Here is a 21,183-nt window from a genome sequence, read left to right on the forward strand (position 1 = left end):
GGAACACCGTCCACGATACCAGTCCAGTGAGACTCAGGCCAGAGGTGCGCGCTTGCGCTTTTCGAAACTCAGACTGACGGGCTTTAAGTCCTTTGTGGATCCCACCGATTTGATCATCGCGGATGGGCTGACCGGCGTTGTAGGGCCGAATGGCTGCGGCAAGTCGAACCTGCTCGAAGCGCTGCGCTGGGTGATGGGTGAAAACCGCCCCACGGCGATGCGCGGTGGCGGGATGGAGGATGTGATCTTTGCGGGGGCCTCGACCCGTCCAGCCCGCAACTTTGCTGAGGTCAGCCTGCATATCGACAACTCGGAGCGTCTGGCCCCTGCGGGGTTCAACGATCAGGATGCGCTTGAGATCGTGCGCCGCATCACGCGGGATGTGGGCAGCGCCTATAAAACCAATGGCAAGGATGTGCGGGCGCGCGATGTGCAGATGCTGTTTGCTGATGCGTCCACCGGTGCGCACTCGCCCGCGCTTGTGCGGCAGGGGCAGATTGCGGAGCTGATCAACGCCAAGCCCAAGAACCGGCGCCGCATATTGGAAGAGGCGGCGGGCATCTCGGGCCTGTATCAGCGTCGGCACGAGGCCGAGTTGAAGCTGAAGGGTGCAGAACAGAACCTGGCCCGCGTTGATGATGTGATTGAGCAATTGGCAGCGCAATTGGCACAACTTGCCCGTCAGGCCCGTCAGGCCGCCCGCTATCGCGAGATTGGCGACAGCCTGCGCAAGGCCGAAGGTCAGTTGCTGTATCGCCGTTGGCGCGAGGCGGACGATGCGCGCGCCGCTGCGGATGAGGAATTGAAGGGCCGGACCACTGCGGCTGCGCAGGCGCAGGGCGCTGTGCAGGTGTCGGCCAAGGCGCGGGCTGCGGCCGAAGATGCGTTACCTCCCTTGCGCGAGGAAGACGCAATTGCGGCGGCTGTTTTGCAGCGTTTGGCTGTTCAGCGCGACACGCTGTCGGATCAGGAGCAGCAGGCGGAGCAGGCCATTGAGACCCTTGAAAGCCGGATTGCGCAGCTTGCCCGCGACATCGAGCGTGAGGGCGGGCTGAACAAGGATGCGGGCGAGACCATTGAGCGTCTTGAGTGGGAAGCGGCCGAGATCGCCAAGGCCAGTGAGGGCCACGAAGGCGTGTTGGCGGCGGCCGCTGAGGCTGCGCGCGAGGCCGGGCAGGTGTTGCAGGCTCGCGAAGGCGATCAGTCCGACAAGACCGAGGATGTGGCGCGTTTGGCAGCCCGCCATGGCTCTGCCCAGCGTTTGCTGGAGGACAGCCGAAAGGTTGAAGCCAAATCCGAGGCCGAAGCCGAGAAGGCGCGCGCCGCGGTAGCGACCAGCCGCGCGGCACTGGACAAGGCAGGTGCGGATTTCGAGGCGGCACAGGTTGCCGCGACCGAGGCCGAGGCCACAGCGAAACGTGCCGATGCCGCCCTGATTTCAGCCGAGGAAGCGCGCGCTGAGACCCAGTCGCGTGAGGCGGATGCTCGGGCAGAACGGTCCGAAGCCGAAGGCGAGATGAACGCCTTGCGCGCCGAGGCCGGTGCCTTGGCCAAGTTGGTGGAGCGCGACACGGCGGAGGGGGGCCAGATTCTCGACCGCTTGCAGGTGCAGCAGGGCTTTGAAAAGGCGCTGGGTGCGGCGTTGGCCGACGATCTGCGCGCACCTGAGGTCGATGCGGATGGCCCGTCGGGCTGGGCCGTCTTGCCGCCCTATGACACGGATCAGCCTTTGCCTGATGGCGTGACGGCCCTGACCCAGCACGTGTCTGTGCCGGATGTTCTGGTCCGCCGGATGTCGCAGATCGGTCTTGTCGATGCCGATGACGCGGCCCGTTTGCAGCCCTTGTTGAAACCCGGTCAGCGTCTGGTGTCTCAGGAAGGTGACGTGTGGCGCTGGGATGGGTTCCGTGCCTGGGCCGAGGATGCGCCAAGTGCGGCGGCCCTGCGCTTGCAGCAGTTGAACCGGTTGGAAGAGCTGAAACAGTCCTTGGAGCGAGCCACGTCCCGTGCGGACGGGGCGCGGCAGGCGCATGAGGCGTTGACCTCGCGCATGGCCGAGCTGACCGAGGCCGACAAGCAGGCTCGCAATGCCCGCCGCGAGGCGGACCGGATGGTTGCGGATGCCGCCCGTGCCCTGAGTCGGGCCGAGGCCGATCGCAATCTGGCAGAGGGGCGGTTGGAGTCCCTTGGTTTGGCGGTGACCCGCCATGAAGAAGATGCGATGGCGGCGCGTGCCCGTGTGTCCGAGGCCGAGACCGCGCTGGCTGATCTGCCCGATCTGGAGGCGGCCCGGGCCGAGGTCGAGGATCTGCGGATGACCGTCGAGGCGGCCCGCATCACCATGATGTCCCGCCGGTCGGCCCATGACGATCTGCGCCGCACAGGAGAGGCGCGTGTGAAGCGGGCGCAGGAGATCACCAAGGAAGTGAGCGGCTGGAAGCACCGTCTTGAAACAGCCGAGCGCCGCACGGCAGAGCTGGTGGACCGGAAGGTCACGTCTGAGGCGGACTTGAAGACGGCGCAAGCGGCGCCTGCCGAGTTGGCCGCCAAGCGCGAGGCGTTGAGCGAAGAGATTGCCCGGGCTGAGGCGCGCAAGGCGGAAGCGGCCAATACGTTGTCGGAGGGTGAAGGTCGTTTGCGTGATGCTACGCTGGCGGAGCGTGAGGCGGAACGGTTGGCGTCTGAGGCGCGTGAGGCCCGCGCCCGATCCGAGGCGCGGGCGGAGGCGGCGCGCGAGACCGTATCCTATGCCGCCGAGCGGATTGCCGAAGAGCAGCAGATGACCCCGAACCAGTTGCTGACGGCACTGGATGTCTCGCCTGACCAGATGCCGGGAGCCGAGGCGTTGGAAACCGAGGTCGGTCGCCTGAAGCGTCAGCGTGATGCGCTGGGTGCCGTGAACCTGCGGGCCGAGGAAGATGCCAAGGAAGTGCAGGAAGAGCACGATACGCTGGTGGGGGAAAAGGCGGACCTTGAGGAAGCCATCAAGACCCTGCGCAGCGGCATTGCCAGCCTCAACCGGGAAGGGCGCGAGCGGTTGCTGACCGCCTTTGAGCAGGTGAATTCGAACTTCTCGCTGCTCTTTACCCACCTTTTTGGGGGCGGTGAGGCGAACCTGGTTATGGTCGAAAGTGAGGACCCGCTTGAGGCGGGGCTTGAGATTATGTGCCAGCCGCCGGGCAAGAAGCTGTCGACCCTTAGCCTGTTGTCTGGTGGTGAGCAGACGCTGACCGCCATGGCGCTGATCTTTGCCGTGTTCCTGGCCAATCCGGCGCCGATCTGTGTGCTGGACGAGGTGGACGCGCCGCTCGACGATGCGAACGTGACCCGCTTCTGCGACCTGCTGGACGAGATGTGCCGCCGCACCGACACACGATTCCTGATTATCACGCACCACGCGGTTACGATGGCGCGGATGGACCGGTTGTTTGGTGTGACCATGGCCGAGCAGGGTGTAAGCCAGCTGGTGTCTGTGGACCTGAAGAAGGCTGAGACACTGGTTGCGTAATGGGGTGCGCTGTGCGCGTACCCATTCGACTTTGAACTGGGCTTTGGCTATGGCCTCAAATGTAGACCATTGGCAGTCAGAGCCGGTCCAGCAACGCTGGCGTTGGCCAAGCGTCAGCAGGTAGCCCCAACCGCGCCTGCTCAGCCTGTACCGCGGCGCGTGTGCCGGCGCCAAGGATGCCGTCGATCTTGCCCACATCGTAGCCACGCGCCTGCAATTTGGTCTGCAACCGCTTCATCTGGTCCGCCCCAAGCCCAGGCTCAGGATTGCCCGCGTCATAGACCTGTGCGCCGCCCAGCCGCGTTGCGAAGTAAGCTGCGGTCAAGACGTAGGTGAAGGACTGGTTCCATTCAAAATAAACATCGAAGTTCGGATAGGCGAGGAAGGCAGGCCCCTTGCGCCCTTGCGGCAGGATCAGGGAGGCTGGCAGGTCGCTCAGAGCGCCGCTGCGCGCCTCGACGCCCATGGCTTGCCATTGTGCAACGCTTTGCGGTTTGCCTGCCCCGCTCAGGCTCCAATCCATGTCGGCGGGTACGGTGACTTCTTGCAGCCAAGCCTCACCCGCACGCCAGCCGAAATGCTTGAGCATCTTGCCGCCGGACAGCAGGGCATCCGGTGCGGAGGACTTGAGCCGTACGGCCCCGTCGCCATCACCATCCACGCCGTTTTCGATGATGTCGGCGGGTAGCATTTGCACCATGCCAATCTCTCCTGCCCAAGCACCTGTCGTGCGTTGCGGGTCAAAGTCGCCCTGCGCAAACAACTCCATGCCTGCGAATACTTGCGGGCGGAATAGCTCGGGTCTGCGGCAGTCATGGGCCAGTGTGACCAGTGCGTTGGCGGTGTTGAAGTCGCCCTGAAACGCGCCGTAGTCTGTCTCAAACGCCCAGAAGGCCAGAAGGACGTTGCGGTCCACGCCATGGTCCTGTTCGACCCGGTCAAAGACAGAGTCCCATTGTTCGGCCTTGGCCTTGCCCGCGTTGATGCGGTTTTGCGAAATCAGACGACGGGAAAAGTCGATGAACGGACGCTGGAAGACGCCTTGCGCGCGATCGGCACGCAGCACTGCCGGGTCCTGACGGACAGAAGCAAGGAAACGATCCGCTGTTTCGGCTGAGATACCGCGTGATACGGCTTCGGATTTCAGGCCGTCCTTGAAGGCAGAGAAGGAGCCGCCACAGCTGGCTGTTGCCAGCCCCGGCAGTGCGCTCACTGCGGCCACAGCCATGATATGTTTCAGAATATGCATATGAAAATTCCCAGAAGAAAAAGAAGGCCTGTAACAAGACCCCACGTTTTCCACACCATAGATATGGCGGTGTCAATGTCGGTCGGGGTCAGGTCGCGCCGTCCCCCGCCATTGACCCATGCCAGGTCTTCGACCTGTCCGTGGTAGCTGCGCGGTCCGGCCAGCGCGATGTTCAGGGTGCGGGCCATGGCGGCCTCTGGCCAGCCTGCATTCGGTGATCGGTGAAGGCGCGCGTCCGATTTGATCATGTGCCACTGCGCCCCGGCAGCCCCTACAAGCGTGATCAGCGCGCCTGTCAGGCGCGCGGGTATCCAGTTCAGCACATCATCCAGACGCGCAGCGGCCCAGCCGAATTCTGCATGGCGCGGGGTCAGATAGCCCACCATGCTGTCCGCCGTATTGACCACCTTGTAAATCAGGATGCCGGGAACACCTGCGATTAGGAACCAGAAGGCCGGGGCGATCACGCCGTCGCTGAAGTTTTCGGACAGGCTTTCAATCCCGGCGCGGGTGACTTGCGAGGATGAAGACGTACTGACATCGCGGCTGACGATCATGCGGATGGCGCGGCGGCCTTCGGCAACGGACTGTCGAAGCCCGTGCGCAACAGTGGCCACATGCGCGACAAGGGATCGGTGCGCGAGCAGGATGGCGGTGATGAGCAGTTCGGCCATCCAGCCAATTTGGATGACCGCCCACCCGACAGCGGCGGCGACGATGACCAGCAGGGCGATGGCCAAGATACCTTTGGCACGTGCGCGTGGTTCCTGGTTCCACCTTGTGTCCAAGGCGCCTATCGCCCGGCCCATCAGCACCGCCGGGTGTGGCAAACGCGACCAGAGCCAGCGCGGCTCACCCGCGATGGCGTCGAGGCTCATGGCGAGCGCGAGGACGAGCAGGCCGTTCAAAGCGCGGCCTCGACCCGTGCCCAGTCTTGCGCCGCAGGCAGTCCAAGGCGCAGCCAGCGGGTGCTGTAGGGGAAGATGCGGCTCCAGATATGCGCGCGTGCCAAGTGCTGTTGGAAGGCTGCCGCGTCTCCCACATCGTAGAGCCGGAACAGGGATGTCCCGCCAACAAAGTCGGCGCCTCGCGCTGTCATCAGCGTGTCGAGCCGCGCCGCGTCGGCGGACAGCCTCGCGCGGGTTTCTGCGGCCCAGTCCGTATCCTCGAGCGCTGCCGCCCCGATGTCGAGCGCGATGCCCGATACGGGCCAGGGCCCCAGCATCTCTGCAAGTCGTTTGATCAGCGCAGGATCCCCGATGGCAAAGCCCAGTCGCAAACCAGCGAGCCCCCAGAACTTGCCAAAACTCTTGAGGACAAGCGTGCCGGGTTGTGTTGCTTGGTTGATCAGGCTGGCGTCCGGGGTCACGTCACAAAAGCTTTCGTCGATCACCGTCAGCTTGGCGTTGGCATCCGGTGCGGTCCAGAGATGCCCGTCCGGATTGTTTGGGTGCACCAGCACGCATGCATCTGCCTGCGCGTCGTTGCAAACGGTCCAACCATGACCGGCAAAGGCGGCGGCATGTTCGTTGTATGTCGGCGGTTTGATGCGAACCGTGCCAACAGATGCAAGGCGGGGAATTTGCGCAATGATTGCGGATGCGCCCGGTGTAGCAAGCACGTCTGCTCCGTTCGGAATTGACCAGAACCGGCGCGCAGCCTTCGTCAATCGCGTCGCTGCCCCAGTGTCGGGCAGAGCCGTCCATGCATCTTGTGCGACTGGCGGTACTGGATATGCTTGCGGGTTTATACCTGTTGACAGGTCGATCCAGCCACTACGCTGTCCACCGTACTGAGCAATTGCCTCGTCCAGCCCACCTCCGTGGTCTCTCACCTGCTGCAAGATGCAAGCCTCCTGTGCCCTTGACGCCGATCTCGGCGGCATCCAGCCCGCAAAAAGCGGAATGCTGCGCAGTTTTCAAGTGAATGTGATGGTGTTAACAAATTTTAGGAAACGTTAACTGATTGTTAAGACAAACTTGGCCAGTAGTTTCAGACGGGGCCGCGTTGGGGTGGCTCGGAGTGAATATGAATGTATTGATTGTAGAGAGCCGACCGGAGTTGGGGGTGTTGTGGCAGCGGCACCTTGAGCGTCAGGGCGCCGTTGTGTCTCTTGTTCAGGGACAGAACGAAGCCGTGGAACACCTGTCGGAGCATGCGGCCGACATTATTGTTTTGGACCTTGTTCTCGGGGAAGGCAGCGCGCTGGCTGTGGCGGATTTTGCAAGCTACCGGCATCCCAATGCGCGCGTTATCTTTGTGACCGACACATCCTTTTTCTCGGACGGGTCGATCTTCAACCATTCCAGCAATGCCTGCGCCTTTGTCCCCGCCGGGACACCGCCAGAGGATCTGGCGGCGATGGTGGAGCACTACGGGGTCAGCTGACCGCGTCACGCCCGTGAGGGGCATCAAAATCAATGGCAGGATTGATTGGCACGATCCGGTGCGGATTGATGCTTTCGTGGCTGTAGTGATAGTGGCGCACGATGTGATCCATGTTCACCGTCTCCGCCACGCCCGGCACCTGATAAAGCTCGCGCGTGTAGGCCCAGAGATTGGGGTAGTCCATCAGCCGTTTGCGGTTGCACTTGAAGTGCAGGTGGTAGACCGGATCGAACCGCACCAGCGTGGTAAAGAGCCGCCAGTCCGTCTCGGTGATCCGGTCGCCCATCAGGTAGCGTGACCCGGTTAACCGTTCCTCCAACCAGTCGAGCGTGTCAAAAAGTGGATGAACCGCGTCGTCGTAAGCGTCTTGCGTGGTGGCGAAGCCGGATTTGTAGACGCCGTTGTTCAGCGTGTCATAGATACGGTCGTTCACGGGGGCGATGGCGTCCCGCAGCTCCTGTGGCCAGAAATCCCGGGTGTTGCCTGTGATCCCGTCAAAGGCCGAGTTGAACATGCGGATGATCTCGGAGCTTTCGTTGCTCACGATGGTTTCGCGCTGTTTGTCCCAAAGGATCGGCACGGTGACACGACCGGAAAACTGCGGATCAGCCTTGGTATAGATGTCGCGGGCAAAGGGCACACCATAGAGCGTGTCACCTGTGGCGCCGTTGTCGTCCGTCTCGAACGTCCAGCCATCGGACAGCATGTCCGGATGCACTGCCGAGATGCTGATGTGATCGGTCAGGTCCTTGAGCTGGCGGAAGATCAACGCCCGGTGCGCCCATGGGCAGGCATAGGAGACATAGAGATGATAGCGCCCGCTTTCGGCCGGAAAGCCATCCGTCCCCGAAGGTCCCGCGCTGCCGTCGGCGGTGATCCAGTTGCGGAACTTGGCCTGGCTGCGCTGAAACTTCCCGCCGCTCGATTTCGTGTCGTACCACTGGTCGTGCCAGACGCCGTCCACCAAAAGACCCATGTCGCTTCTCCCGCTTGTGCTGGGTTTGATGTAGACGGCGTGCTTTGGCACGCAAAGCTGTGGGCGCGCGCATTGCGCCTGCGTTTGCGCACACACATATAAGAAATGCCAGAGTCACAGGAAAGCCACATTCCGAAAAGACTCGGAGTATGTCATTGGAATTTAACTGAAACGACTCACTTAGCTGGTCATCTTTTGACGTGGGGACTGAAAGGAAAGACTGCCATGTCCACATTCGTACCGAAGGAAGTGCAAGCCGGTCTTGATAGTGCGCGGCTGCAATCATTGAAAAAGGCATCGCGCCTGCGCCTTGCCGTTGACGGTGTGACCTACCCCGTTCTGCGCATGTGGAAGACCGGGTTTTCCATGCAGGCAGAGGCAGCGCCTTATCTGCGTGGGTACGTTGATTTGTATGACGGTGCGATCCATCTGTTCCAATGCCTGATTGTGGCCTCCGACGAAGAGACGGGCGAGATGCGGTACGAGTTCAAGCGCCTGACGGCCGTGGCCGAAAAGCCCGCGCTGGATTTTGTTCGAGCGGAAGATGCGCCGGTGGCGTTGCTGGCCAACAAGGTCGACTGACCCACGGTATCGGATGCGTCGGTGTCCGAGCGCTTTTGCAAACAGACTAATACAAATATTCTGAGGGGAAATCTGCTAGGGGGTGCCCCTCAATTCAGACCCATTCTCGAGCCATGCGCGGTCTTCTGGCGCCAAATGGGCATTCATTGTGGCGTCATAGGCGGCGAGCTCGTCATCTGTCAGATGACCCTGCCATTTTCCGCTGGTGCCGCTGTGAAAGAACGCCGCGTCCGACTTGAAAAATCCCTTCCCTCCTGACGGTGCATAGCGCTCCGCGTTCTGTCGCATATTGTCGAATGTTGCCGCCGCAACAAGCTGTTGCATGACAGCCTCTGAATACGGTTTGTCCAGCAACGCCGACAGCTCAGCGAAGACGCCGGTCAAGTCCCGTTTCATATCCGCGTAGTGGAAAAGCGATACGTTCGGTCGGTCGGCAAGCGCCTTTGCAGCTTGGTAGTGCCGCAGGATATGCGCGAGGGGCATGGCATCGGCATCGAACCCCTCGGCCCCACCATCCAGAAAGCGGCGAAATGCGATGCCGTCCTCATCGTCCTCGGGATACCAGTGATTGAACCAGGGCATCGGGATGTTGCGCATGTGTTGTCGCATCGAGAAATGCGCATCAAGTGGGTGGCGGAACACGCAAATGTAGTGCGCTTGATCGTCCAAAGGCAGTCCATCCATTGGCGTATGGCTTTTCATGCTGCGGCGTTGCGCCATGGCATCGAGCCGTTCAGCCACTTCCGCCATTTCCCGGATGCGGATATCGACCCAAGGCATCTTTACGGATAGTTCCGTCTCGACCTCGGGGTCGCCGGACAACAGCAGCGCCACGATTGTCTGCATCCACGTTGTCCCGCATTTGGGAGGCGTGACAACAAACACGTCGTCGGGCCGGATGTTGACCATGTCCCAACGCCTGTTGTCGGTCAGCGGACCAAGGTACAGCTTTCGGTTCGTCATGGCTGACCTCCTCGTGATTGCGGACGTGCTCAGAAAAAGTGGAGTACGACGGAAACACAACAAAAAAGCGCGGTTGGCAGGAATGGAGCAATAATGGCCGCCAGCGGCTGTTTGGTATCAGGGGCGGTTTGAAACGCTCCGGTTTTTCTGCTCTGCCGGTTCGGCAACCGGTATCTCGAATCGTAGCTGACCTTCGATGCCCGAAATACGCATTGAAATCACCAGATCCCACCATCTGTCCTGCGCATCATCGCGCCATGATGTTGTGGGACTGGATTTGGGAATATCGACGGTAATTCTTGCCGTGCCTTCGCCCAGATCGTCAACATGGCCGGGCAACTTGCGGTCCATGACCTTTTCGAAACTCACCCCGTCGCTTTCCTCATGGCGTACGACCTTAGTGTGTTCCAACCACGCGCTGATCTTGTCCGCTTGCTGTCCGGTCGTTGTGTTCACAAGGGCCGAAAATGTCTGTCCGATCCAGGCGGGACGGGCTTCACTGGTGAGCGATACATGTCGTTCGAGACGTAATGCCCGCCACGCCACAACTGAATTCCGCAAGAAATAGGCGGTGGCGACCATGGGAATGATGTTCAGCAGAACCCACAGGTTACCCTCGGGTAGGCCGTGCAGCATTGACGCCACGCCGATGAAGGCAAACACTGCCAGGATGACGGTAAAGGCCAAAGTGCCCCACAGTTCGGATTTGCTGCGGGATGTCATGGTGTCGGACTGCCATCTTTCATCCCACATCCATGGTTCATCGGGATGGGTGCTGATGGATGCGCGGCGAAATCTGTCTTTTCGGTAGTTCAGGACGCATAGAGCCAAAACGCCCGAAAAGAGTGTTCCGAACAAGAGGATGAATGGGACAACCCACCAGCCAAAGTCCTGATCTGCGACGGCTGCGATCATGATTGCAATCAGGCAAAGTGTGCCTGTTGCGATTGCCCCGTTGGTTCCGATGCGCACTTGAGTCAACTCCATTTGCCTGTCGGTGGTAAGGCCGTGCCGAGGGCGCTAACGGATATTCGGAAAGTGGCCGTCGGGCAACAGCGGTGCAATTTGCAAGGTTTCAAAGCCCGGACACCCACGTGATCCATGTCGAGAAACACAGGAAAGGACCAAAGGGCATGGCCAGATGTGTGATAGGCTGTCGGCGCAGTGCAGCGAGTGTCAACATCAGTCCGAGCGCGGAGAGGGTCGCGAACAGGACCATGTTCGCCGTTGCGACGGGACCGCAAAACAGGGCCAGTGGCACCATGAGTTTCACGTCACCAAAGCCGAGCCCATCGAACCCGGAGCGCCACAAGAACATGCGCCGGATCGCTTCGAACCCGATAGGCCAGAAAACTGCGCCGGCTATGTGCGCCTGCCAAGGGACACGAGGGTCAGTGGCAATCCAGAACAGGGCGGCACAGATCAGCCCGATGGTCGCGAGGTCCGGGATTTCGAATTGCCGGAAATCGACAATGCTGACCCAGATGAAACCTGCGCTTACCGCCCAGACCAGCCAAATGCCGGGCCACGGTCCGAGCAGCGCCAATCCACTTGCATAGACCGCCATATGCAGGACAATGACAAGGCAAGCTGCTGGGATTGAGTGACTTTGTGATGCGGCAAACTGTGAATGGATCATCCGTGCTCTCGCCTGATGCGAGGCGGCACGGGTATGCCCTGATTGTTGTGTTGGGGGCGTTGGTGATTCTGACATTTCTGGCATCCCTTAGCAGTAAAACACTGCTTTCAGAACATCACAGCAGTGTTGCGACACGTGAGTTTCAGGACCGTCAGGCTTTGTCTGCAGACGGTGTGAGCTATGTCATGGATTTGGCGCGTGGTGCGCGAACGCCCGCGCGGTTGGCCTTGCCGGGCCATGACGACGTCTGGGTTGATCTGGTCGACGTCGGCGGGTTGATTGATCTCAAGACCGCCCGCTCTGCATTGTCGGCCAAGGTGATGGCACATCTGGATCTGACACAGGATCAGACGAGGCGATATCGAAACTGGCAGCGCAATCCGGGTCAGGAGGCCGATCTGTCTGCTTTCCTGCGCGCGATAGGTGGTACACCAGATCAATTGGTGCCGTTGTCCCGAGTGGCGACATTGCGGTCCGGTCGGCCAGGTATCTCCCCGATGCACGCGCCGCGTGCGGTTCTGGAATTGGTGACCGAGGCGGATGGGTCGCGTGAAGTTTTGATGTCCCGTGTTCCGCCAGCCTTTGTCAGTCAACCGCGAAGGACGCTTCGACAAGTGTGGATAACGCGGGGCGATGTGCAATGGCTTGCTGGCGAAGTTCGCGTTTCGGATGGTTCCGGCGCCGCGTGGCTATGGGCGCCTTAACTCAGCACGCCGCAAAGATGAGGGATGCAAAGACAAAGCTGTTGTTGCGCTTGATCCTTTGCGTTTTTTGCCGGATATTCAGCCCATAGTTATTTCACAACATTATAGGTGACGTGTGATCCGGACCGTGAATCGGCGCCGATGGGGTAGCCGTGCTGGCGCGACCATTCTGGAGGTGCTTGTTGTCCTGTCTATTATCGCGATGATCGCGGCCGTTGTTGGTCCGCGCGTCATTGGGTATCTCGGGCAGGCAAAAGCCGAAACTGCGGCTTTGCAGATTGACCAGCTGCGCAACGCTGTGCAGCTCTTCTATATTGATGCCGGGCGCTATCCATCGGGGGCCGAAGGGCTTTCGGTGCTTTTTGAGGCACCGGCTGGCCTTGCACGATGGAATGGTCCTTATCTTGAGACATCAGATGCCTTAGTCGACCCTTGGGGACGGGAATACATTTATGCTGCTCCCTCCAACGAGGGCGATTTTCGAATTACGAGCCTGGGGCGCGATGGCGTGGCGGGGGGCACAGGAGAGGATGCCGACTTGCCCAGCTGACTAGTCAGCGGACAGGCGAGGCATGGCGATGAAGTCGGGCCATTCCCGTGCATCTGAACCCGATATGCGTATCAGGATCGGCAGAGCGCCTTGTTCGATCCAGCTGTCGTGCCAGCCAGCCTGTCCGGCTTGCATGCCGTAGTAGCTGAGCTGCAAGTTTGAACTGGACAGGGGCAGCGTCTCGCGCGAGGCATTTTCGTCATCCAGTAGGCGCAAGTCGGTACCGTCCTCACCCGATGCCACTTGGATAATTAGGTGGCCCGTGTTCCATGCCAGCGCTGTGTCACTGCGCGCCTGAAAGGTGAGTTCGTCTGCTGTACCAGCGAAGCGTGACAGCGCATCCGGATCAGCCCGGACAATCCAATCCCTGAGCAACGCCCGATGGTGCAACTGCTCAGACTGGCGTTGAAGGTCGTCGCTACGGTCGAAGAGGCGAACGGCGTAGCCCGTGACAGACGCTACAGCAGCAGAAATCATGGCCAGCAAAAGCAACGAGATCAACAGTTCGAGCAGTGTAAAGCCCGATCGAGCTCGGGTCACAATGTCGGCCTCCACATCTTTCGCTCCGCCAACAAGCGGCCGTAGGGACCATATATGGTCAATGTGATGGTGATGCCGGTGACGGAATGGAAGGTGTTTGGAACGAGTGTCCTGTTGATCCGCCAGCCGGGTGGCAATGCGAGGGTTTCTTCCGAAGCGTCGATGTTCGGAACACGTTCAATAGCTGCAAGTGATCTTATGATGTCCGTTGCCAGAAGTTGATCATTTGACCTTTGTGCCCGCGACAGCAAATCGCCTTGCCCGGGCAACAACACGGCAAAGACAAGGGCCATGATCACAAACGCCACCAGCACTTCCAGAATACTGAACCCTGATCGTGTATGCTTCATTGGGACACCGGGTCGACGAATGTCAGGCGGCCGGTTAGTGGAGTTGCCGCAATCCACAAGTTCTGATCGTCCATCCGGATGCAAAACGGTGAACCGAATGCTGAGCCGTCGGGAAGGTACAAAATTGGGGTGGCCGACTGAGTTGCACATAAGGGACTATCGGGGCTCCATGCCTTGGCGGACCCGCTGCGGATTGCGTTCAAGCGTGTGGCAAGCGCCCTTCGTTCCAGCGATGCCAGCGCCTCCTGTTCCGCAAGATGTCGGGGAGGGGACCTGAGCGTTGGGGCAGCCACGCCAAGGATCAACGCCGCAATTGAGAGAACGACCAAGACTTCAAGCAGGGACATCCCCAGTCTGTTTTCAGAAGGCGAGGTCATTGAGATCCATGATGGCTGAGATCGTGGAGAGCACAACAATGCCGATCCCGCCACCAATGAACAGGGTCATCACCGGTGTGATGAGTTGCACAAGTTGCTGCAGTGTCCGTGCGGATCGCTGTGTCAGATCAGCCGAGATGCGGCCCAAAACCTCGGTGAGTTGATCGGATTTTTCACCGGCGCGGATCATCGCGGCAGCGATTGGATCAAACCCTTTGGCTTCGCTGAGGTGTTCTGACAAATGTGCGCCGGACTGCACGTCGTTCAGTGCGCGATTCATCATATCTGCGGTTCGGGGTGAACGGGCTGCATCTCGTGCTGTTGCGATGGCTGTTGTCAGCGTCGCGCCGCTGCTCAGCATGAGGTGCAAATTTCTGCAAATTTCCAGTGTCGCGTGCTGTATGACTATTGGCCCGATGATCGGCACGTGCCGCATTGCAGGCGCAAGGATTGCAGAGAGTGCTTTTCGACCAAATACCAGTCCAATTGCCAGGAGCCCGCTCATCGCAAACATCAAAGGCCAATGGTCCAAGACCAGTGATCGCATGACAAGCATCAGCTTGAGGGATATGGGAAGCGTCGCGCCCGCACTGGAAAAGACCGGGGCCAGTGTTGGCACCAGATAAAACACCAGAACTGCCATCACCACGACCGCCGTGATCAGCAAGATAATGGGATAAATCATGGCGCCACTTATGTTTCGATAAAACGCGGCTTCGGCTTCCAGCAAATCGGCGATCCGTTGAGCTGTGCCATCCAAAGTGTTTGACGCTTCACCGATACCGACAAGAGTTACAAGGCGACTGGGAAATAGCCCGTCCTCTTCATGCAGAGCGGTTTCGAGTGTGGCACCGTTTTCAACCGATCGCGCCACGCGGCCGAGACTGCGCCGCATTCTCTGGTCGTTTGACTGTCGGGCGCAGAATCTCAGGCTGTCGACCAAAGGCAGCCGCGCCGACATCAAAGCCGCGAACGTCGTAAAGAAGCGTTCGATTTCCTTGGTCTTGTGCGTGTGCGACGCGCCAGCGAGCGAGATTTCCCGTGCCCACCATGGATCCTGTTCCGCGCCGTTTGTCAGGCTGATCGGGGTCACACCCATAGCCGAAAGAGTTGCCAGAGCTGCGGCTTCGGATGCAGCATCCAGATCTCCTTTGGAAATTTCGCCTGATGCGTCGAACGCCTCGTACGAGAAACGTGGCATTATTCAATTATCCGATGCCCAATTCCCGGCGTTCGAATGCCGGTCTGCACAAGGTTCTCCGCACCTCGAATACGCTGACGCAATTCATTGGTCACACTACGTGCGTCGTGCCCGTTGCTGACAACCCGGGGCGTGATCAGGATCAACAACTCGGTCTTGCGCACCTTGTCTGATTTGCTGCGAAACAGTGTTCCCAGAACGGGTATGTCACCAGCCCCGGGCACCTTGGTTCTGCCGATTTCCCGGTCTTCCTGAATCAGGCCACCCATCGCGATGGTTTCCCCGTCGCCCACCACGACGGATGTCTGCAGTTGGCGGGTGGAAATGGTGGGAGAGTCGATTCCAGAGGATTTCGTGTTGGAGACATCGGAGACTTCTTGTTCGATCTCGAGTGTCACAAGGCCGCTATTTGACGTCCTCGGCCGGACCGTAAGGATGACCCCGGTGTCCCGGAGAGAAATTGAGTTTATCACGGGCCCGTCCGGATCGTCAGTGTCGCGAACCTCACGCGTTGCAATCGGGACCTGATCACCGATTTGCAATCGAGCCTCTTGATTGTCGAGCACCAGCAGGCTGGGGGACGAGACCACTTCAACATCCGTAACAGCACTGATCGCGGACAGCGCAACCTTGGATGATGTGCTGCCTTGAAAGAGGACGGACAGTCCGGGGAAGCTGCCGGCCACGGCGCCGTTTTCCAAATCAGAGAACGTGGCGCCGAAGTTGCCGCTTTCAAAAAACCAGCGCAGGCCGAAATTCAACTCGTCGTTCAATGTGACTTCGGCGATTGTCGCCTCTAGCAGCACCTGAACCGGTGTGGTGTCCAGCGTTTGGATCAGCCGTGCAACCGCCTCTTGCTCGGCCCGGGTGCCCATAACAAGCAGTGCATTGCGGCCCTTGTCAGCTACGATTCGTGCGGTGGATCTTGCTTCGCCCTCATCGCTGTCGGTGCTTTGCGCCATCATCTCGATGAGAATGGGGGCAAGCTCTTCTGCGTTGCGGTGTTGCAAGGGGAAAACTGAGGGCTGTCGTTGCGCTCCTTCGGCGGCGCGATCAAGGTCGCGTATCCATTTCTCGGCCTCCGCCAGGTATTTTGACCGCGTAGACACCACAACGACGGCACCCAGCTGTTGGGAGGGCAGGAACGAGACGACATTTTCAAGGCTGCCGCCCTCTCCTGTCTCGAAGATCAAATTCAGTTCTTCGACCATTGCTTCGGGGGTTGTGAATTTCACGGTGAACAGGCCCACTGATTTACCTTTGAGGACGTCAACATCGAACAAGTTCACGGCCTCAATGGCGGCATTGATGTCGCCGCGGGTACCCGAAATGAGAACAACGTTGCGCTTGGGAATTGGCTGAAGCTGCACCTGCTCTCCGGCAATCGGCGTCAAAAGCCGGATCATTTCGGCCGTCCCGATGTACCTCAGCGGAACAGCGACGATCCGTGAACCGGCACCGGAAACGTTTGACGCACTTGAAATGCGGCGGGTGGCCCCTTCGGCGGGAACGATTGTGATCAGATCGCCAGCGGTCTGCAAAGTGGCGCCATTGAGCTCGAGCACCGTTTGAAATGTATCAAGCAGAGCACGCTGCGTCAGTGGTCTGGTTGTTTGTAGCGTGACCGATCCTGATACGGCTGGATCAATCGAGTAGTTTCGTTTCAGAGCGTCTGCCAGTACTGCCTTGGCTGCCTGTTCGATGGGTACGTTGACGAGGTTCAGGACAATGTCGCCGGTGGCGTCGACATCCACAAGCGGTTGCGAAGCATCCATCGTTTCGTTCACAAAACTGTCGGACCCTACAACCCGGCGATCCGCATTTCGGCGTCCGAACCAAGGCAGCCGTGGCCCGCGCTCACTACGCGTGCCGGACACTCCGACGGCGTTGGCAAGCAGGGGGGCCTTGGTCGATTGGGTGACTGGTTCAGGCAACGTACACGCCGCCAGTAACGCCAGTGTGAAGACCGCAACAAATGTGCGGGGTGCGATTTCCATGATTGGTCCGTCGCTTTCGTCAATAAAGCTCGATACGCAGTTCCGAAGTTTCGGACTGCAACAGGACGCCGTTTGTCTCGATTTTTGTAAGCGTCCAACCTGCAATAATAGATTTTTCTCCATACCACTCGGGCACAGAGCCATTCATTGATAACAATGCTTTGGACGATGCGCCGTTGAGAGCGACACCGTAGACTATAACTTCTGGTAGAATATCAGATTGAACCGTTTCCGCAACAGTTTGAGACCGTGAGAGAGTTTCAGACTCGTCCGGTGCCGCCTGCGGACGTCGATCAGGTGCAAAAAGCGGACGTGCAAGAGCGTCCGACAGATCAACGGTTTCCGGCGAGCCCGACGTTTCTATTTGGTTTTCGGTATCGGTCCGTTCGATGGCAGGGGCCGTGTAAATAGTGTAGGGTGTCATATCGCGGAAAGCTTCGCGTGCCTGCCAACCGAGGACGCAGGCAATACCCCAGATGGTAACGCTTCCGATAATCGGTAAACCACGTGATATCATTGCGCCACCTGTGTCTGTTGCGGAAGGGTGATGGCAATGATGCGGAAGGAGGCCTGCAGGACCGGTTGATCAGTGTCGAAATTCAGGCTTTGTGTCCGTCGCAATGTTGCCGCCTCGACAGTCAGAGGTGGTTGGTGCTGTTCAACTGCTTTGATAAACCGGAGAACGATGTCCAACGGAGCTTGCAACTCAAGGGCCAATGCCAGTGTCTCTACTTCCCTTTCGACTTGGGATTGCGCTGGTGACACTGCGGAGAAAGCGACACCCGTTTGCTGCGCCAGTTCTGCAAGCACCGATTGTATGTCCAGCATCAGTGCGCGCCCTTCGGTCGATCGCCAGATCACATGTTCAATGGGCGCGGATCGAATTTTCTGGCGATCTTGTTCCAACGCCCTGACGCTTTGGATCAGTCGCAAGTGGTTGGATTCCGCTCGGGTGGCCTCCTGAAGGGCGTTGCGCTTCCACCCGATGGCAGGTTCAACAAGAGCCGCCCAGGCCAATGCCATCAACGCCACCGTCAGCGCGAGAGCCAGATATCGCGAAGCATCCGGTGTCATTGACGCAAAAGATGATCGTGGCGAAGCCAGAATTCTTCGGTGCCGGATGAGGTTCTTTGAACGTCACCCTGCATAAGCGCGTTTGGCAAGAGCGCTTCGTCTGCCAGAGTATAAAGAAGGTCCACCGCAGAGCCATCGATATCCATGAACATGCGAACGCCTGCGGGATCGAATGTATATTGCGAAACCCATGCTGTGTCCGGAAGGATTGTGGTTGCTGCAACTATCGCATCCAGCAACCGAGGTGCACTGGAAATTCCAGTTAGAATGCCTTGCTGCCGGTCGTGGTCGGCGCGCAGTTCCCGGACGTGCGCGCGCAACGCGATCGCCTGCTCTTGCAGGCGCTCAGACTCGGGTTGCAAAACTGCCGCTTTTTGTGAGGCTTGAAGCCCTGGCAAAGCCCAAAGGTAAAGGGCGCAAGACAGGGCGAGGATTGCAGCAACTGTATTCGCTATCGGCCAGAACCTCCTGTGTTTGCCAAGCTCTTTGTCATAATCCGCAACAACGACATCCTTCTCTCCGACGTTTGCATAGATACGTCTAAGCGGTCGGTTTGCGGCCTCCATACGCTTGCGCCATGTGCCAAGGTCGGATTTCAAGGCGATGATTTGGGTCATGTGAACCTGATCCTTATCGCGGCGAACCGGGCCGATGGCCCAAACGATTTCCTCGGCCTTGAACGGTGTTTTCTGAAGCAGATCCAAGGTTCCGACCTGCTGCATCCGCGCGGCCGCCTTTCGGGGCAGACTGACGGTGCGCGTTAGGAACAACCGTTCTGGTAAAACGGCATCGGTGATTTGGCGAAGCCGCACCCGGGGCAGCATTGTCTTTCCAGTCAGAGCGTCAACGAAAAGGGTTCGGGAACGACTGTTTCCCTTGCCGTCCACGAAACGGCAAGTGCGGGCCATGGGGCGCCCGAGTGAGAGAGCTTTAACCCATTGCGGCACAAAGCTTCTCATGGACGAGAGGTACCACCGCAAAAAGCGGGACGGTTCACGAGTTGGCATGGAAATGTGGCTCGAAGTATTGTAATATACTTTTCTACAGACCTCATTCTAGGTCATGCTGTCGGCAGCGCAAAGCTGATTTTTCTCACAGGTTTACGGAATCCCGCCTTGGCCCAAGTTTCGGCAATGGATGATGCTGCTTTGTTGGCATCGCTCAAATCAAAAGACATTCTTGCGGATGCTGACGCCGAGAGGTGTATTGCTGCGAGCCGGGAAACGCAGCTGCCAATCGAGAGAAGCCTGCTTGAGTTTGGTTTGATTGAGGAAGAACTTCTGTTTCGTGAAATCGCCGACCAGTTGGGTGTTCCGTTTTCAACGTCTGTCGCGCCCGAACCGGATCTGGGTACGCGGTTGAACTTAAGCCGCGAATTCCTGAAGTCAGCCGAGCTGGTGCCACTGACATCAGAGCATGGTATTCTTGAGGTTGCTTGCGCCAACCCGCATCCGCAAGACGCGATTGGTGCGCTTGCGTATCGTCACAAGGTGCAAGTGAAACTGACATTCGTCCCACCATCGGTCTTGGCAGCCGCGCTTGAGGCCATGGAGTGGCCGCAATCCAATGCCGAGATTGCCGGCGTGTCGGATATGGATGTGGAGAAGCTGAATGCGCTGGCCAATGGGGGGCCAGTAATCCGCTTGGTAAACGATGTGATCAGCCGTGCAGTCGGGGCCGGGGCGTCGGACATCCATTTCGAAGAAGGTGAAACCGAGTTTCCAATTCGCTTTCGGGTCGACGGGGTACTGCGTCCCAGTGGCGTCATTCCGCATGCAAGCAGAGCGGCGGCGGTGTCCAGGCTGAAAATCATGGGCGGCTTGAACATCTCGGAGCGCCGTCGGCCGCAGGATGGTCGGGCGCAGGTATCCGTGCGTGGTCGGGCCATCGACTTGCGCATTTCGACTTTGCCAAGCCAGTTTGGCGAAAGCATCGTGTTGCGTATTTTGGACCGCTCGCGGGTTCGGTTGAACTGGGCACAACTGGGTTATGATGACGAAATGGTTGGGCAGTTGCAGGAGATTTTGCGGCAGCCGAACGGGCTGTTTCTGGTGGCTGGACCGACGGGCAGCGGCAAAACAACGACACTATATACTGCGTTGACCGACATTCATGATGGCAGCCGCAAGATTGTGAGCGTTGAGGACCCGATCGAGTATGCCTTGAAGGGCGTGGTGCAAGTGCCGGTCGACAGCGCGATCGACATGACCTTTGCGCGCGCACTGCGGGCGATTTTACGTCAGGATCCGGACGTTGTGATGGTGGGTGAGATCCGGGATGCGGAGACGGCGGAAATTGCCGTGCGGGCAGCATTGGTCGGGCGGATGGTCTTGTCCACGATCCATACGAATGATGCGCCAGCGGCAATATCGCGTCTGATTGACCTTGGTGTACCGTCTTACTTGCTGAGCGCCACATTGCGCGGCGTGCTGTCGCAAAGGCTGGTCGGTACGAAGTGTAGGAATTGCGGTGGGGGAGGGTGTGACGCGTGCGGGCAGACCGGAAATACTGGCCGTACTGTGTTGGCGGAATTGCTTGAAATGTCGCCTCAACTCTTGGCCGCTATTTCTGAAGGCCAGCCGCTTGACATGCTGCGCCGCTGCGCCGATCAGAATGGCTTTGTCAGTATGGCTCGGCGCGCAACCGATCTAGCCTTTCGTGAGCTGGTGGATCAGCGTCATCTTTCTCAGATTGTCGGGGCACTGGCCGCAGATACATAGCAAAAACTAACTTAAAATCTGAATGTTAATGTCGTTGGGTGCGGATGCTTGTTTGATAAGATGTTGTCTGTATCGGCCTGATCCAAGCAATGCGAAGTGGTTACGCTTTTACGGATTGTAAATTCAACTTTGGGTTGAATAATCGAGAGGCAACCGATAGTCTGAAAGTATCAGGGCTCGGCGTCGCAACTTGCGCCGCAGGACTTGAAGACAACCGGCGGGGCAAGCTGCCGGACGAGTTTTGTATTGATTGCACACTTTGGCTTAAGGGCGCGGAAATTCTCCGGCCGGAGTGTGCCTGCCCCAATATTCGGGGGAGTTTCGGCCTTGGTCCCAATTGAGTAGAATACCAGTGATCAGGCTGT

The 21,183-nt window shown here is 59.0% G+C and carries 21 protein-coding genes; 6 read left to right on the top strand and 15 right to left on the bottom strand.

Translation table 11 applies throughout. From position 1 onward, the window contains the following. Positions 1–52: 52 nt before the first annotated feature. A complete protein-coding gene (gene smc / locus IE087_RS05185; protein ID WP_189368194.1) occupies positions 53–3,508 on the top strand; it encodes a chromosome segregation protein SMC in 3,456 nt (1,151 codons plus the stop codon). Positions 3,509–3,584: 76 nt separating this feature from the next. On the opposite strand, the gene IE087_RS05190 is transcribed toward smc, so the two are convergent. Genes IE087_RS05190 through cobD form a run of 3 tightly spaced genes read right to left on the bottom strand, consistent with a single transcriptional unit; the run spans position 3,585 to position 6,600 of the window. After that, positions 3,585–4,757, bottom strand: a complete 1,173-nt coding sequence (locus IE087_RS05190) for a lytic murein transglycosylase (RefSeq protein WP_189368195.1) — start codon at positions 4,755–4,757, stop codon at positions 3,585–3,587. Beyond that, positions 4,745–5,665: an adenosylcobinamide-phosphate synthase CbiB gene (gene cbiB / locus IE087_RS05195; protein WP_189368196.1), complete on the bottom strand. Its 921-nt coding sequence runs from the start codon at positions 5,663–5,665 to the stop codon at positions 4,745–4,747. The genes IE087_RS05190 and cbiB overlap by 13 nt, the downstream gene beginning before the upstream one ends. Next, the gene (cobD, locus tag IE087_RS05200; protein ID WP_229801268.1) at positions 5,662–6,600 is read right to left on the bottom strand and encodes a threonine-phosphate decarboxylase CobD; all 939 of its coding nucleotides are present in this window, start codon (positions 6,598–6,600) and stop codon (positions 5,662–5,664) included. The genes cbiB and cobD overlap by 4 nt, the downstream gene beginning before the upstream one ends. A 185-nt stretch (positions 6,601–6,785) precedes the next feature. Between cobD and IE087_RS05205 the strand changes: the two genes are divergently transcribed. Next, the gene (locus IE087_RS05205; RefSeq protein ID WP_189368198.1) at positions 6,786–7,145 is read left to right on the top strand and encodes a response regulator transcription factor; all 360 of its coding nucleotides are present in this window, start codon (positions 6,786–6,788) and stop codon (positions 7,143–7,145) included. On the opposite strand, the gene IE087_RS05210 is transcribed toward IE087_RS05205, so the two are convergent. Beyond that, positions 7,138–8,121 (bottom strand): glutathione S-transferase family protein, encoded by a 984-nt coding sequence (locus IE087_RS05210; protein WP_189368199.1) that lies wholly within the window; start codon positions 8,119–8,121, stop codon positions 7,138–7,140. The two genes, IE087_RS05205 and IE087_RS05210, sit on opposite strands and share 8 nt — an antisense overlap. A gap of 225 nt (positions 8,122–8,346) precedes the next feature. Between IE087_RS05210 and IE087_RS05215 the strand changes: the two genes are divergently transcribed. Next, on the top strand, positions 8,347–8,703 hold the full coding sequence (locus tag IE087_RS05215) for a hypothetical protein (RefSeq protein ID WP_189368200.1): 357 nt from the start codon (positions 8,347–8,349) through the stop codon (positions 8,701–8,703). Between the two features lie 75 nt (positions 8,704–8,778). Here IE087_RS05215 and IE087_RS05220 read toward each other — a convergent pair whose 3' ends face one another. From IE087_RS05220 to IE087_RS05230, 3 genes are all read right to left on the bottom strand, one after another. Further along, positions 8,779–9,666, bottom strand: coding sequence for a sulfotransferase domain-containing protein (locus IE087_RS05220; RefSeq protein ID WP_189368201.1), 888 nt, complete (start codon positions 9,664–9,666; stop codon positions 8,779–8,781). Between the two features lie 117 nt (positions 9,667–9,783). Next, entirely contained in the window at positions 9,784–10,638 is an 855-nt protein-coding gene (locus IE087_RS05225) for a hypothetical protein (protein WP_229801269.1), read from the bottom strand. A gap of 103 nt (positions 10,639–10,741) precedes the next feature. After that, positions 10,742–11,233 (bottom strand): prepilin peptidase, encoded by a 492-nt coding sequence (locus IE087_RS05230; RefSeq protein WP_189368203.1) that lies wholly within the window; start codon positions 11,231–11,233, stop codon positions 10,742–10,744. Between the two features lie 47 nt (positions 11,234–11,280). Here IE087_RS05230 and IE087_RS05235 point away from each other — a divergent pair, with 47 nt between their 5' ends. Beyond that, on the top strand, positions 11,281–12,009 hold the full coding sequence (locus tag IE087_RS05235) for a hypothetical protein (RefSeq protein ID WP_189368204.1): 729 nt from the start codon (positions 11,281–11,283) through the stop codon (positions 12,007–12,009). A gap of 127 nt (positions 12,010–12,136) precedes the next feature. Continuing rightward, positions 12,137–12,559: a type II secretion system major pseudopilin GspG gene (gene gspG / locus IE087_RS05240; protein WP_229801270.1), complete on the top strand. Its 423-nt coding sequence runs from the start codon at positions 12,137–12,139 to the stop codon at positions 12,557–12,559. On the opposite strand, the gene IE087_RS05245 is transcribed toward gspG, so the two are convergent. Genes IE087_RS05245 through IE087_RS05280 form a run of 8 tightly spaced genes read right to left on the bottom strand, consistent with a single transcriptional unit; the run spans position 12,560 to position 18,910 of the window. After that, positions 12,560–13,099 (bottom strand): prepilin-type N-terminal cleavage/methylation domain-containing protein, encoded by a 540-nt coding sequence (locus tag IE087_RS05245; protein WP_189368205.1) that lies wholly within the window; start codon positions 13,097–13,099, stop codon positions 12,560–12,562. Beyond that, positions 13,096–13,449 carry a type II secretion system protein gene (locus IE087_RS05250; protein WP_189368206.1) on the bottom strand — a complete coding sequence of 118 codons (354 nt, stop codon included), beginning with the start codon at positions 13,447–13,449 and terminating at the stop codon, positions 13,096–13,098. The genes IE087_RS05245 and IE087_RS05250 overlap by 4 nt, the downstream gene beginning before the upstream one ends. Beyond that, positions 13,446–13,796 (bottom strand): pilus assembly FimT family protein, encoded by a 351-nt coding sequence (locus IE087_RS05255; protein ID WP_189368207.1) that lies wholly within the window; start codon positions 13,794–13,796, stop codon positions 13,446–13,448. The genes IE087_RS05250 and IE087_RS05255 overlap by 4 nt, the downstream gene beginning before the upstream one ends. 13 nt (positions 13,797–13,809) lie before the next feature. Next, positions 13,810–15,027 carry a type II secretion system F family protein gene (locus IE087_RS05260; protein WP_189368208.1) on the bottom strand — a complete coding sequence of 406 codons (1,218 nt, stop codon included), beginning with the start codon at positions 15,025–15,027 and terminating at the stop codon, positions 13,810–13,812. Continuing rightward, positions 15,027–17,024, bottom strand: coding sequence for a type II secretion system secretin GspD (gspD, locus tag IE087_RS05265; protein WP_189368209.1), 1,998 nt, complete (start codon positions 17,022–17,024; stop codon positions 15,027–15,029). The genes IE087_RS05260 and gspD overlap by 1 nt, the downstream gene beginning before the upstream one ends. A gap of 19 nt (positions 17,025–17,043) precedes the next feature. Then, positions 17,044–17,541, bottom strand: a complete 498-nt coding sequence (locus tag IE087_RS05270) for a hypothetical protein (RefSeq protein WP_189368210.1) — start codon at positions 17,539–17,541, stop codon at positions 17,044–17,046. After that, complete coding sequence (locus tag IE087_RS05275; protein WP_189368211.1) at positions 17,538–18,098, bottom strand: GspMb/PilO family protein; 561 nt, start codon at positions 18,096–18,098, stop codon at positions 17,538–17,540. Before IE087_RS05275 ends, IE087_RS05270 begins: the two co-directional genes overlap by 4 nt. Beyond that, positions 18,095–18,910 carry a hypothetical protein gene (locus tag IE087_RS05280; protein WP_189368212.1) on the bottom strand — a complete coding sequence of 272 codons (816 nt, stop codon included), beginning with the start codon at positions 18,908–18,910 and terminating at the stop codon, positions 18,095–18,097. The genes IE087_RS05275 and IE087_RS05280 overlap by 4 nt, the downstream gene beginning before the upstream one ends. A gap of 321 nt (positions 18,911–19,231) precedes the next feature. On the opposite strand from IE087_RS05280, the gene IE087_RS05285 reads away from it, so the two are divergent. Further along, positions 19,232–20,818 carry a GspE/PulE family protein gene (locus tag IE087_RS05285; RefSeq protein ID WP_189368213.1) on the top strand — a complete coding sequence of 529 codons (1,587 nt, stop codon included), beginning with the start codon at positions 19,232–19,234 and terminating at the stop codon, positions 20,816–20,818. Positions 20,819–21,183: the final 365 nt, after the last annotated feature.

The sequence above is a fragment of the Tateyamaria omphalii genome, assembly GCF_014651375.1.
Lineage (GTDB): Bacteria > Pseudomonadota > Alphaproteobacteria > Rhodobacterales > Rhodobacteraceae > Tateyamaria > Tateyamaria omphalii.